The sequence below is a fragment of the Campylobacter sp. RM16704 genome (genome assembly GCF_000816245.1).
Classification (GTDB): Bacteria; Campylobacterota; Campylobacteria; order Campylobacterales; family Campylobacteraceae; genus Campylobacter_D.
On the sequence record NZ_CP007769.1, the window covers coordinates 729,044 to 741,259 of the forward strand.

A 12,216-nucleotide genomic window follows, 5' to 3' on the forward strand; every position below is an offset into this window, starting at 1 on the left:
AATTATAAAGGATAGATTATGTGTAAAGATTGTGGCTGTTCTATTAATGGACATGAACATCATCATGATCACCATCATGAAAATCCAGCTTTAAAAGATGAAAAAACTATTAATGTTATTAGTAAAATTTTATCAAAAAATGATCATCAAGCAGCTCATAATAGAGAGCATTTTAATGAGTACAATACTCTTTGTATTAATCTAATGAGCTCTCCAGGAAGTGGCAAAACAACGCTTTTAGAAGAAACTATAAAAACTTTAAAAGATGATTTAAAAATAGCTGTGGTTGAAGGGGATTTAGAAACTAATAATGATGCAAATCGCATTATCAAAGCAGGAGGATTAGCTCATCAAATCACTACAGGACAAACTTGTCATTTAGATGCTTTTATGGTACATGAAGCTTTGCATCATTTTAAACTTAGTGAACTTGATATAGTTTTTGTTGAAAATGTGGGAAATTTAGTATGCCCTGCAAGTTATGATTTGGGTGAGCATTTAAATGTAGTTTTGCTTTCAGTAACAGAAGGTAGTGATAAGGTAGAAAAATATCCAGTGATGTTTAGAAAGGCTGATTTATTAATCATTACTAAAGCTGATTTAGCTCAGCATTTTGACTTTGATTTTAAAGTAGCTTCCATGGCAGCTAAAAGATTAAATCCTAAAATAGATATTATGATTTTAGATAGCAAAACAAAAACAGGATTTGATCTTTGGATAAATTATCTAAAAATGAAAAAGGAGCTTAGCTAATGTGTCTTTCTATACCTTCTAAAATTTTAGAAATTGATGAGCTAAATTCAGCCATAGTAGAAACTTTAGGGGTTAAAAGAAGAGTGAGTTTGGATTTAATAAGCGAGCCTTTAAAAGTAGGCGATTATGTGCTTATACATGTGGGTTTTGCTATGGAAAAAATCGACACTCAAGCTGCACAAGAGAGTTTAAAAATTTATACCGATATAGCAGAGAAAATGCAAAATGGCCAAATTGATGAAAATGAAGGCGATATGGGGCTAAAAAATGGATTTAATTAATGATTTTAGAGATAAAGAAAGAATTTTAGCCTTAAAAGAACTTATTGCTTCTAAAATTACTAAGCCTATTAATATCATGGAAATTTGCGGTGGACATACGCATAGCATTATGAAATTTGGTTTACCTGATTTATTACCCAAAGAAATTAATTTTGTTCATGGTCCAGGCTGTCCTGTGTGTGTTATGCCAAGAGAGCGTATTGATGTGGCTTTAAAGCTTGCAAGTATGTCAAATACTATCTTTTGTGTATTAGGCGATATGCTTAAAGTGCCAGGAAGCTATGAAAGCTTAATTGATCTTAGAGCTAAAGGAGCTGATGTTAGAGCGCTTTATACACCTTTGGATGTGATAGACATAGCTTTAAAAAACCCTGAAAAAAATATAATCTTTTTTACCATAGGTTTTGAGACAACTACACCTATGAGTGGGGTGATTATAGAAAAAAGCATGGCTTTAAATTTAAAAAATTTATTTTTTCATATCAATCATGTGTTGGTTCCACCTGCAGTAGAAGCTATCATGCAAGATAAAAATGTAAAAATTGACGCCTTTTTAGGACCTTCTCATGTAAGCGTTATCACAGGATCAAACATTTATAAACCTATTGCTAAAAAATACAAAACTCCTATAGCAGTGAGTGGTTTTGAGCCAGTTGATATAATGCTTAGTGTGTTAAATATAGTAGAGCAAATGAATGTAAATACTTTTGAAGTTTATAATGAATATCACAGAGTAGTTAGCAAAGAGGGAAATTTAAAAGCCAAAGCTTTAGTAGAAAAATACTTTAAACCTTGTGATTTTGAATTTAGAGGTCTTGGAGTGATTGCAAATGGTGGACTTTGTTTAAAAGATGAATTTGCACACTTAGATGCTAGCAAAGTGTTTGATTGTAAAGTACAAAGTAAAGATGAAAGCAAAGCTTGTATTTGTGGTCAAATTTTAAGAGGCTTAGCTAAACCTTATGATTGTAAGGTGTTTGCAAAAGCTTGTACTCCAAAAAATCCCATAGGTAGCTGTATGGTTTCTAGTGAAGGAGCTTGTGCGGCTTATTATAAATACTATCAAGATAAGGCATAAAATGAAGCAAATTACTCTAGCTCATGGTGGCGGTGGCGAAGAAATGAATGCTTTGATAAACGAAATTTTTTCTATTTTTGAAAATGATGTTTTAAAAGAGGCAAATGATGCTGCTATTTTAGATGATTTGGCTTTTAGCACCGATTCTTTTGTACTAAATCCTATCTTTTTAAAAGATATAAATATAGGAAAATTAGCAGTTTGTGGTAGCGTAAATGATGTATTAATGGTGGGAGCAAAACCGCTATATTTATCGCTAGCTTTGATTTTAGAAGAGGGTTTTGAGATAGAAAAGTTAAAAATTATACTAAAATCTATAAAAGAAGAATGCGATAAAGCGGGAGTAAAACTAGTTTGTGGGGATACTAAAGTTGTTCCTAAAAATAAAGGCGATGAAATATATATTAATACTTCATGTATAGGTAAAAATATACAAAAAATCAATACCAAAGACTTAAAAAGTGGTTGTAGTATCTTAGTTTCAAGGGATATTGGAGCTCATGGTTGTGCAGTTTTGGTTGAAAGAAATAATTTAGAGGCAAATATCCAAAGTGATTGCAAAAGCTTAAAAGATGAAGTTTTAACACTTTTAAATGCAGATATTTCTATAAAAGCAATGCGTGATGCTACGCGTGGTGGGCTTAGTGCGGTTTTAAATGAATGGTCTAAATTGAGTAATTTAGAGCTTTTAATATATGAAGAAAAAATCCCAGTTTGCGATGAAGTTTTAGGGGTTTGTGAGCTTTTTGGGTATGAGCCTTATGAGCTTGCAAATGAAGGAACTTTTATTATTTGTGTAGATAAAAAAGATGAGCAAAAAACATTAGAAATTTTAAAACAATTCAATGCTAATGCAGCTATTATAGGTGAAATCACAGCTAATAAAAAAGCAAGAGTGGTTTTAGAAAATGCTTATGGAGCAAAACGCATTTTAGAAGCTCCAAAAGGCGAACTTTTGCCAAGAATTTGCTAATGCATGAGTTAAGCATTACAGAATCATTACTAGAGCTTTGCGAAGAATATGCTCAAGGAAAAATTATTGAAGAAGTGCATGTTAAAATAGGGCGCTTAAGCGGGGTTGAACCTCCACTTTTGCAAAGAAGCTTTGAAACTTTTAAAGAAAATAGTTCCTTATGTAAGAATGCTAAATTTATCATGCACATTCAAGAAGTAGTAGTTGAGTGTCAAAAATGCCATTTTAGCGGAGTGCTTGAAAATAATATCTTTTGGTGTCCAAAATGTGAAGATAAAGATTTAAAAATCATAGATGGGGAAGAACTTTATCTTATACAACTTGTTTTAAAAGAAAATGAGGATTTAGAAGACAATGGTAAATAAGGAAACCATTTTAGGTGTAGATTGTTTTTGGTGTACTCAGGCTGTGTTTGATGAAATTAAAAGTATAGTTTATACAGAAGTGGGTTATAGTGGTGGCAATCCAAATCCAAGTTATATAAAAGCGTGATAAATGGCGATGAAAATATAGAAGTAGCTAAGATAATATATGGTGAAAAACAAATTTCATTAGAAAAATATTAGATTTTTCTAAAAATGAACAATCCAACAAGCTTGGATAAACAAGGAATTGATGAGGAAATACAATATAGATCAGTTATTTTTTATCAAACCAATGAGGAGTTAAAAACTATTAGCAATCTTTTACAAAAGGTGCAAAAATATTATGCTAAAAGCATAGTTACGCAAGTTTTAAAACTAGAAAAATTTTATAAGGCAGAGGATTATCATCAAAAATATTTTAAAAATAATCCCAGCCAAGCTTATTGTAGATTTGTCATTGTGCTAAAGCTAGAAAAAAATAGTAAATCACTTCTAGTTTTTCTTTTTAGAAATAGGGCAAACTCCAAGCGGACAAGCTTGTTTTCCACTAAGTACTCTTATAGGACAAACAGCAAAAATACCTGTTAATAAAGGAATTAAGCCTAATAATCCCCACCAAGTTGAAAAATAAACCCCTAAAGAAAACGCCACTATGGCTAAAGCTATCCTTAACACTCTTTCTAATTTACTCATAATTTCTCCTTTTTGCTAATATTATAAATAAATTTTAAAAGTATTTCTGTGATAAAGTTACAAAGAAATTAGTATTATTTTAGATCTTTCAAGTTTGATTTTACCTTCTTTTTCTAATTCTTTTAAAATTCTTGAAACAGCTTCTCTAGCACTTCCTAGGTGATTGGCTAAAGCTTCATGGGTAATTTTTAAAGTATTATTACTAGCATTTTCTTTTAAAAAATCACAAATTCTAGAAGATAAAGGCATAAACAAAGCTTGTTCTAAAACTTTGATTAAAGTATTGAAACGCATGGTGATTAAACTTAAAACATAATTATTAATTTTTGGATATTTATTCTTTAAAATTTGAAAAATTGATGAGGGGATGATGGCTATACTTGTATTTTGAGTGCTTTGTATAAAAACATCATAAGATATACCATCCATACTACACTCAGAGCAAATAATACATTCATCATTTTCTTTAAGATGAAAAAGTGTAATCTCTTTTGCATTTGGAGTTAAAATAAAAGTTCTAAGTTCACCTTTTAAAATTTTAATAAAACCCAAGCATTTATTGTTTACTTTAAAGTTTTTTTCAATATTTTTTATTTGTACGTGTTTTTGCACAAGTTCAAGATCTTGTTTTTCTATTTCAAAACGAGAAAGAAAATTTTCCATGTTTTTAGGATTTTAAAAGCATTTTATATGCTTTAAAATTTTTAGTGGCAACTACAACCGCCACATTCACAACTTTGATTAAAGAATTTTTCTAAGGCATACATATTGGGTAGTTCAGTTACCTCATTTACCAATTCTTTATAAACAACCACACCATTTTTCACTACAAACACCGCTCTAGCTAAAATTCCCTCAAGTGGACCATCAGCCATTAAAACTCCATACTTTTCACCAAATTCTTTGGATACAAAATCACTTGCAACACTTAGATTATCTATACCCTCAGTTAAGCAAAAACGACTCATTGCAAAAGGTAAATCCATACTAATAATAATTACTTCTACTCCACTTGATGCTGCTTTTTTGTTAAATTCTCTTGCTTCAGTTGCACATACTGGAGTATCAAGGCTTGGCACACTAATAATGATTTGGGTTTTATCTTTTGGGGCGATTTCAATACCTGAAAGATCTCTAGCTTTTAAAGTGATATTTGGGGCTATATCGCCAACTTGAATATTATTACCTTTTAAATTTACTTTATTACCTTTAAATAACACACTATTCATTCTATCTCCTTTAATAATTTGTATTAATCATAATATAAAAAGATTAATAAAGTCTTATTTGCACATACCTGCTTCGATTAGAAAGCAAGAAGGTTGATAATTACTCTTTTTTATTTTATCGTATTTTGCATAGCTTAGATATAAAGTGTCTTTAGCTCTAGTCACTGCTACATAAAAAAGTCTTCTTTCTTCTTCTAAACTTCCACCCATACTCATAAGCTTTTGATTAGGAAATCTTCCTTGTGCAAGATCAATTACAAATACAAGTTCAAACTCAAGACCCTTACTAGCATGAATGCTTAAAAGATTAACCCCACTACCACTACTCATTTCACTAGCTCCAAGAGTTAAGAAATTATAGTATTTATAATTATCACTATAATTTTTTGCAAGCTCTTTTAATACAAACATTTTAGCTTCGATTTTTTCCAAAATTTCATTTTTTTTATTCAAATCCACATTTGAGTTTTTGTTAGTTGCTCTTTTGGTTGCTAAAATATCACAAATTTCTTTAAAATAATCATTTTCTAGAATTAAATTTACTAATCGGCTTGAAATTTTACATTCACTTGCCTTTTTTATAAAAATATAAATTTTTTCAAGATTTTTCGCACAAAGCTCATTGATTTTAGGTAGGCTTAAAATAGGATGGGTATTAAATTCACTTTCTAGGTTGAATCTTGATGGAGAAGCTAGTTCTTCAATATCATCAAAAAGCCCTAGTTGATAACTTTGCTTTTTGTATTTTTTTAAACTTACATTAGCATCAGGGTCTAAAAAACCTTTAATCAAACTAGAATGTCCAAGTTTTAATAAAGCATCGAAAATATCTTTTGCCAAAACTCCACCAACCCCTTTGGTGTATTCAAGTAAATGTATAAAAGCCATAATATCTTTTGGATTAAGTACAATTGCAAGCATAGAGCAAAAATTTTTAACTTCTAAACTTTCAAAAAAACTTCCTCCGCCTTTTCTTTTGCTTGCTATACCAAGTTCTCTTAAGGCTACTTCTACTCCATCAGCACTTGAATTATTTCGAAAAATAACAGCAATTTCATTAAGATGAACTCCACTTTGTAAAATAATTTTTGCAATGGTAGAGTATTGATCAAATAATTCATTAAAAGTTAGTAAGCTTGGGGCCTTAAAATTTCCCTCTCTAGTTACAATTAATTCTTTAGGATATAATCTTTCATTGTTTAAAATCACCTTATTAGCTAGTGCAAGTATGTTTTTGCTAGAACGATAGTTTTTATTTAAAGTAAAAATATTTGCATCGGCAAATCTATCTTTAAAGCTTCCTATAATAGAAATATCAGCTCCGTTAAAAGCATAAATACTTTGATCGTAATCTCCTACACAAAATAAACTCTTACTTTTAAAAGCGTCAATTAACGATCCTTGCAAGATATTTGTATCTTGATATTCATCAACTAAAATTTCATCAAATTCAAAATGATGTGAAATTAATACTTGTTTTAACTTAATGAGTAAGTCGTTAAAATCAATATAGTTAAATCGTGATTTTTCCTCTTCGTATTCTTTTAAAATATCTTCATAAATTTCAGCATAAATAGCTTGTTCATCATAATTTTGGCAAAACCAATTATAAAACTCATCCAAATTTATATTAGTATTTTGAAATAAAGAATATATATCATACAAATAGCTTGACATATAAGGTTTAGTGTCGCTTAAATGATGAAAAGTACGTTTTTCAAAAATAGAACGCAAAAGAATTTTAAGTTCACTTGCTGGCTTTAAAATAATATCGTGATTTAATTCTTTTAATAAAGTATAAGCTATACTGTGAAAAGTTCCTGCAGTTATCTTTAAAGTAATGCTTTTATCAAAATATCTATTAAGTCTTTCTATCATCTCTTTGCTAGCTTTATTAGTAAAGGTTAAAAGCATAATTTTTTCAGGCTTTATACCATTTTGAAGTAAAAATGCTATTCTTGCAACTATAGTTGAAGTTTTACCAGTTCCTGCACTTGCTATGATTAAATTATGTCCAAAAGGAGCACTAGCGGCTTTATATTGTTCTTCATTTAAACGAGATAAAGGCATAAAATTCCTAATTTAAAATTATATTTTGTATATCATTAAAATAAAAATGATTAACACCATCTTTATATTCATAATAAAGCGTAAGTTTATGAGAATCTAATATGGTTTTAACTATGTAAAGTCCAAGTCCAAAACTATCTTTGTTTTTTTTACCTTGGGTAAAAGCTTGAGTATAATATTTTAAATCTTTATCTAAAGACTTACCTTTATTCTTAAAACACAAATATTCTTTAGTTATTTCTATTGTTACTGTATTTTCTTCAGAATATTTTATAGCGTTATCTATCATATTTTTTATAGCTGTTGTAAAAAGCTTAAAGTCGACATTAACACTAAAGCTTTCTTTAATACTAATTTTAATTTTTTCATCATCATTCATAGCAATATCTTTTGCTTCATCTAAAAGATCTAAGATATTGTATTTTTTTAAATTGATTAAGCCAACTCCTGATGTAATTTGCTCGATAGCTGCAAATTCATTAATTAAAACTTCTAAACGATTGAAAGTCCCGATTAATCTTTCTTTATATTTACTATCTTTGATCATTTCAAGTGTTATTAAACCTTTGGTAATTGGAGTTTTTAATTCATGCATAATATTTCTTAAAAAAAACTGTCTTGAAGTATTGAGTTTTTGAATTCTTAAAATAGATTCATAAAAAGCCGTTGCTACTTGAGAAATTTCATCATTTCCTTTGCTGACATTTTGAATTTCATCAAGTTTATTTTCACCAAATTTATCAATTTGTCTTTTTAAGGCTCTTAATGGTTTTAATTTTCTAATAATAAAAACATATAAAATAAACAATACTAGCATTACTATACTGGCAATAAGTTTAATAACAAAATAACGATAACCTTGATATTCTAAATCTTTATACAAATAAAGTTTACCATTAAAAATGATTTTTAAATATACATTATCCTTTAAAGTGATAATCTCAACTACACCTGTACTAGTTTGGGCTCTTGCAATGGTTTCTGCTTTATATATGATTTTTCTAATAGAAACTGGATTAATTAATTCTACTATTTTGTAGTTTTTGGTTTGTTCTTGAAATTCTTTTTCACTAATTACATTATTAAAATATAGTAATCTAACATTAGCTATGAAAGAATATTTTGCATTAAGTTCATTAGTGTAATTTTGCTGATCGTATTTTATAAGCCACAAAAAAGCTAAAATCACACTAACGCTAGCAAGTAAAAAAACAAAGGTTATAGTATAAAAAATTGATGATTTATTCATTGGGTTAATTTATATCCTATACCTCTGATAGAATGAATATATTTTGGAGTTTTAGGATCATCACCAATTTTCTGTCTAATTCTACTAATGATTACATCTATGCTTTTATTACTAGAATCTTCACTAATAGAACTACAATTATATACAAGTTCTTCACGACTTACCACGCCACCTTCTTTTTTGATTAAATAACTTAGAATATCAAATTCGGCATTAGTAAAATTAATTTCTTGATCTTTCATAGTAATAGTATGCTTAAATTTGTCATAAACCAAATCTTTTTGTACTTGAGCTTGAGCAGTTTTGGTATTTGAAATTCTTCTTAAATGGCTTTTAATTCTTGCCTGAAGCTCTTGAGGATTATATGGTTTTGGTAAATAATCATCAGCACCTAAGTCAAGTGCTGCAACTTTATCACTAATATCATGTCTAGCACTTGAAATAATGATAGGTGTGTTATATTTTTTACGTATTTCTTCACAGACTTCAAGTCCATCAAGACCTGGTAAGCTTAAATCTAAAATAATTAAATCATAAGGATTTAAGGCAAGTCTTGAAAGACCTATATAAGGTTCATGTGCAATATCTACTTTCATATCAAACTGCTCTAAATATTCGGCTATAATCTCAGCTAATTCTAAATCATCTTCTATCATTAAAATATTTATCATTGTTTTCCTTTCTTAAAAAAGTAATGCTTTTACAAAACCACCTCTATTAATCCAAATTTTAACATATTCTTTGCCTTTATTCAATTCTAATGCTTTATTTAACTCTTTAAAATCAGATACTTCATATTGATCTACCCCTACGATAATATCTCCTTGTTCAAAACCTATTTTTTCAGCTTTTGATTTTGGAGTAACTTCGGTGATTAAAATACCACTAATATTTTCAGGTATGCGGTATTGCTGTTTATTTTTAGAATTTAATTCTACTAATTTTAAACCATCAATATAACCTTTTTCATATTGTAATGTTTTTTCATCAGTTTTTAACATAAATTTGACTGTTTTTATTTTATTATCTCTTTCGTAAGTTAATTCAATAGTTTGTTTTGGATCGATACTTCCTATATAATTTTTTAAATCCATAGGATTTTTAATAGTGGTTTTATCTGCTTTTATAATTAAATCACCTCTTTTTAATCCTGCATTATAAGCTGCTGAATCTTTTTGAACTTCTGTAATTAAAGCTCCTTCTTGATTTGTATAAGCTTTTTTAATATCTTGAGTTAAAGCTCCTATAACTACGCCTAAATATCCTCTTTCGATCTTGCCATACTCGATTAGTTTTTGTGCAATAGATTTAGCCATATTTGAAGGGATTGCAAATCCTATGCCGTTATTTCCTCCACTTCTTGAAAGTATAGCTGAATTTATCCCAACCAAGGCTCCTCTGCTATCTACTAAAGCTCCACCAGAATTTCCAGGATTAATAGAAGCATCTGTTTGAATAAAATTTTCGTATTGATTTAAACCTATATTATTTTTATTTAATGCTGAGATTATTCCGCTTGTTACACTACTTCCAACGCCAAAAGGATTACCTAATGCAAAAACAACATCACCTTCTAATAATTTATCAGAATCTGCAAAAGTTATAGCAGGCAAATTTTTAGCTTCAATTTTAATCACAGCTAAATCTGTTTTGGGATCAGCTCCAATTAATTTTGCTTTATATTCAGTACTAGAATCAGGTAAATTTACGGTTATTTTTTCTGCTCCTTCTATAACATGATTGTTTGTGATGATGTAACCATCATTTGAAATAATTACTCCAGAGCCAAGAGAACTAACTACTTCTTTTTCTTTATTTTTTTTATTTTTAGGAATTTGAGGAAAATCAAACCCAAAGAATTGTTTAAAATAAGGATCATTAAAAAAATCATCAATCCCAAAAGAATTGTTTCTCACTGTTTTAGTTGTTGAGATATTTACAACTGAATTTTTAACTTTTTGTATAGAATCATGATAAGAAAGTATAGTGTTTGGATTATTTGTTGGCAAAGATCTTTGAATATTATCTTCAGCTTGCTTAAAGTTAATATTAGCACTAAAAAGACTAGAAGCTGCCATTAAAGATAGAATTATTGATTTTTTCATTATTATTTCCTTTTATAAAATATTTTTACACAAGTATAAAATTTTATTTTTACACAATTGTAAATAAAAACCTTTAGTTTTAAAACTTATAAAAGTTGATTGACTAAGACTAAAGTTTATGATATAATCATGTAAAAAAAGGGATAATTAATGAGTAATAGTTTATATGAAACATTAGGCGTTTCACAAAATGCTAGCGCAGATGAGATAAAAAAAGCTTATAGAAAATTAGCAAGACGATATCACCCTGATATCAACAAAGAAAGTGGCGCTGAAGAAAAATTTAAAGAAATTAATGCAGCTTATGAGATTTTAAGTGATGAGAAAAAAAGAGCTCAATATGATAGATATGGAGATTCTATGTTTGGCGGGCAAAGCTTTCATGATTTTTCAAGAAATGCAGGTGGAGCTGATATAAACGATATTTTAAATAATATTTTTAATGGTGGTTTTGGAGGATTTGGTAGAGGTTTTAGCTCTAGTAATAATTTTAGTAGTGGTTTTGGAGGATTTGGAGGTTTTGAAGAAGATTTAGATTTGCAAGCTAGCGTAAAAATTCCTTTTGAAAAAGGAATTTTGGGTGGTGAACATCTAATAAATATTAGCAATGAACAGGTTAAAATTAAAATTCCTCATGGTATTAAAGATGGTGAAAAATTACGCATAAGAGGTAAAGGAAAAAGTTTTCAAGGTCAAAGAGGTGATTTAATTTTAAAAGTTGAGCTTGAAAAAAGTCAAGAATACAAAAGAGAAGATGATGATTTGTATAAAAAAATAGAAATTAGCCTAAAAACAGCACTTTTTGGAAATAAAATTAGTGTAAAAACTCCGAGAAAAGAAGTAAAAATTACCATACCACCAAATTCAAAAAATAACCAAAAGATTAGACTTAAAGGTTATGGAGTTCAAAATAGAAAAACAGATTTATATGGAGATTTGTATTTAATTTTAAATGTCAAACTTCCCGATATAAATACCTTAGAAGCTGATTTTGTAAAAATTTTAGAAGAGAAATTACCAAAGGAGTAAAAATGGAACATAGTTATGATGAGCCAGTATATTTAATAAGTGTAGTAGCTAAAGTTTTAAGTATCCATCCACAAACTCTAAGACAATACGAAAAAGAAGGTTTGGTAGAACCTAGTAGAACTGATGGTAAGATGAGACTTTATTCTCAAAAAGATATAGATAGGATTAAAATGATTTTACGTTTAACTAGAGATCTTGGAGTAAATTTAGCAGGTGTTGATGTAATTTTGAAACTTAAAACCAAAATAGATGAGTTTGAAAATACCATAGAAGAATTAAGACTAGAACTTGATAGAAGAGATAATCCCTCTAAATCAAGAGCAGTAATAAAACATAGAAGTAATTTTGATTTGATTTTTTTGGAAAAAATTAAATAATATTTTTTATATAA

General features: G+C 28.7%; 14 protein-coding genes and 1 pseudogene. 8 read left to right on the top strand and 7 right to left on the bottom strand.

Translation table 11 applies throughout. From position 1 onward, the window contains the following. The first annotated feature begins 18 nt into the window (after nt 1-18). From hypB to msrA, 6 genes and pseudogenes are all read left to right on the top strand, one after another. A complete protein-coding gene (gene hypB / locus CAQ16704_RS03750) occupies nt 19-753 on the top strand; it encodes a hydrogenase nickel incorporation protein HypB (protein ID WP_039666936.1) in 735 nt (244 codons plus the stop codon). After that, nucleotides 753-1,034: a HypC/HybG/HupF family hydrogenase formation chaperone gene (locus tag CAQ16704_RS03755; protein ID WP_039618343.1), complete on the top strand. Its 282-nt coding sequence runs from the start codon at nt 753-755 to the stop codon at nt 1,032-1,034. Before hypB ends, CAQ16704_RS03755 begins: the two co-directional genes overlap by 1 nt. Then, nucleotides 1,021-2,112: a hydrogenase formation protein HypD gene (hypD, locus tag CAQ16704_RS03760; protein ID WP_039666937.1), complete on the top strand. Its 1,092-nt coding sequence runs from the start codon at nt 1,021-1,023 to the stop codon at nt 2,110-2,112. Before CAQ16704_RS03755 ends, hypD begins: the two co-directional genes overlap by 14 nt. Nucleotide 2,113: 1 nt before the next feature. Beyond that, nucleotides 2,114-3,085, top strand: a complete 972-nt coding sequence (gene hypE, locus CAQ16704_RS03765) for a hydrogenase expression/formation protein HypE (RefSeq protein WP_039666938.1) — start codon at nt 2,114-2,116, stop codon at nt 3,083-3,085. Beyond that, nucleotides 3,085-3,450 carry a hydrogenase maturation nickel metallochaperone HypA/HybF gene (locus tag CAQ16704_RS03770; protein WP_039666939.1) on the top strand — a complete coding sequence of 122 codons (366 nt, stop codon included), beginning with the start codon at nt 3,085-3,087 and terminating at the stop codon, nt 3,448-3,450. The genes hypE and CAQ16704_RS03770 overlap by 1 nt, the downstream gene beginning before the upstream one ends. Beyond that, nucleotides 3,440-3,927 (top strand): annotated as a pseudogene (gene msrA, locus CAQ16704_RS08155) (peptide-methionine (S)-S-oxide reductase MsrA); the annotation flags it as partial. The gene CAQ16704_RS03770 and the pseudogene msrA, both read left to right, overlap by 11 nt. Nucleotides 3,928-3,942: 15 nt before the next feature. On the opposite strand, the gene CAQ16704_RS03780 reads toward msrA, so the two are convergent. Genes CAQ16704_RS03780 through CAQ16704_RS03810 form a run of 7 tightly spaced genes read right to left on the bottom strand, consistent with a single transcriptional unit; the run spans nt 3,943 to nt 10,796 of the window. Next, entirely contained in the window at nt 3,943-4,143 is a 201-nt protein-coding gene (locus CAQ16704_RS03780) for a YgaP family membrane protein (RefSeq protein WP_012661495.1), read from the bottom strand. A 57-nt stretch (nt 4,144-4,200) separates the two neighbouring features. Then, nucleotides 4,201-4,806 (bottom strand): Crp/Fnr family transcriptional regulator, encoded by a 606-nt coding sequence (locus CAQ16704_RS03785; protein ID WP_039666940.1) that lies wholly within the window; start codon nt 4,804-4,806, stop codon nt 4,201-4,203. Between the two features lie 41 nt (nt 4,807-4,847). Then, nucleotides 4,848-5,372: a thiol peroxidase gene (gene tpx, locus CAQ16704_RS03790; RefSeq protein ID WP_039666941.1), complete on the bottom strand. Its 525-nt coding sequence runs from the start codon at nt 5,370-5,372 to the stop codon at nt 4,848-4,850. Nucleotides 5,373-5,426: 54 nt separating this feature from the next. Next, nucleotides 5,427-7,442, bottom strand: a complete 2,016-nt coding sequence (locus CAQ16704_RS03795) for an ATP-dependent helicase (RefSeq protein ID WP_039666942.1) — start codon at nt 7,440-7,442, stop codon at nt 5,427-5,429. Between the two features lie 7 nt (nt 7,443-7,449). Further along, entirely contained in the window at nt 7,450-8,691 is a 1,242-nt protein-coding gene (locus CAQ16704_RS03800; RefSeq protein ID WP_039666943.1) for an ArsS family sensor histidine kinase, read from the bottom strand. Then, on the bottom strand, nt 8,688-9,362 hold the full coding sequence (locus tag CAQ16704_RS03805; protein WP_039666944.1) for a response regulator transcription factor: 675 nt from the start codon (nt 9,360-9,362) through the stop codon (nt 8,688-8,690). The genes CAQ16704_RS03800 and CAQ16704_RS03805 overlap by 4 nt, the downstream gene beginning before the upstream one ends. Nucleotides 9,363-9,374: 12 nt before the next feature. Next, nucleotides 9,375-10,796, bottom strand: coding sequence for a DegQ family serine endoprotease (locus CAQ16704_RS03810; protein WP_039666945.1), 1,422 nt, complete (start codon nt 10,794-10,796; stop codon nt 9,375-9,377). Nucleotides 10,797-10,946: 150 nt separating this feature from the next. On the opposite strand from CAQ16704_RS03810, the gene CAQ16704_RS03815 reads away from it, so the two are divergent. Together CAQ16704_RS03815 and CAQ16704_RS03820 are read left to right on the top strand one after the other, a co-directional pair. Then, entirely contained in the window at nt 10,947-11,825 is an 879-nt protein-coding gene (locus tag CAQ16704_RS03815; protein WP_039666946.1) for a co-chaperone-curved DNA binding protein A, read from the top strand. A gap of 2 nt (nt 11,826-11,827) precedes the next feature. Continuing rightward, the gene (locus tag CAQ16704_RS03820; RefSeq protein ID WP_039666947.1) at nt 11,828-12,202 is read left to right on the top strand and encodes a heat shock protein transcriptional repressor HspR; all 375 of its coding nucleotides are present in this window, start codon (nt 11,828-11,830) and stop codon (nt 12,200-12,202) included. Nucleotides 12,203-12,216: the final 14 nt, after the last annotated feature.

What these genes read in the sequence shown, in the direction of transcription:
- hypD (WP_039666937.1), top strand. Translation starts at nt 1,021, where the DNA reads ATGGATTTAATTAATGATTTTAGAGATAAAGAAAGAATTTTAGCCTTA.
- CAQ16704_RS03755 (WP_039618343.1), top strand. Translation starts at nt 753, where the DNA reads ATGTGTCTTTCTATACCTTCTAAAATTTTAGAAATTGATGAGCTAAAT.
- CAQ16704_RS03780 (WP_012661495.1), bottom strand. Translation starts at nt 4,143, where the DNA reads ATGAGTAAATTAGAAAGAGTGTTAAGGATAGCTTTAGCCATAGTGGCG.
- tpx (WP_039666941.1), bottom strand. Translation starts at nt 5,372, where the DNA reads ATGAATAGTGTGTTATTTAAAGGTAATAAAGTAAATTTAAAAGGTAAT.
- CAQ16704_RS03800 (WP_039666943.1), bottom strand. Translation starts at nt 8,691, where the DNA reads ATGAATAAATCATCAATTTTTTATACTATAACCTTTGTTTTTTTACTT.
- hypB (WP_039666936.1), top strand. Translation starts at nt 19, where the DNA reads ATGTGTAAAGATTGTGGCTGTTCTATTAATGGACATGAACATCATCAT.
- CAQ16704_RS03820 (WP_039666947.1), top strand. Translation starts at nt 11,828, where the DNA reads ATGGAACATAGTTATGATGAGCCAGTATATTTAATAAGTGTAGTAGCT.
- CAQ16704_RS03770 (WP_039666939.1), top strand. Translation starts at nt 3,085, where the DNA reads ATGCATGAGTTAAGCATTACAGAATCATTACTAGAGCTTTGCGAAGAA.
- CAQ16704_RS03805 (WP_039666944.1), bottom strand. Translation starts at nt 9,362, where the DNA reads ATGATAAATATTTTAATGATAGAAGATGATTTAGAATTAGCTGAGATT.
- CAQ16704_RS03795 (WP_039666942.1), bottom strand. Translation starts at nt 7,442, where the DNA reads ATGCCTTTATCTCGTTTAAATGAAGAACAATATAAAGCCGCTAGTGCT.
- CAQ16704_RS03810 (WP_039666945.1), bottom strand. Translation starts at nt 10,796, where the DNA reads ATGAAAAAATCAATAATTCTATCTTTAATGGCAGCTTCTAGTCTTTTT.
- hypE (WP_039666938.1), top strand. Translation starts at nt 2,114, where the DNA reads ATGAAGCAAATTACTCTAGCTCATGGTGGCGGTGGCGAAGAAATGAAT.
- CAQ16704_RS03815 (WP_039666946.1), top strand. Translation starts at nt 10,947, where the DNA reads ATGAGTAATAGTTTATATGAAACATTAGGCGTTTCACAAAATGCTAGC.
- CAQ16704_RS03785 (WP_039666940.1), bottom strand. Translation starts at nt 4,806, where the DNA reads ATGGAAAATTTTCTTTCTCGTTTTGAAATAGAAAAACAAGATCTTGAA.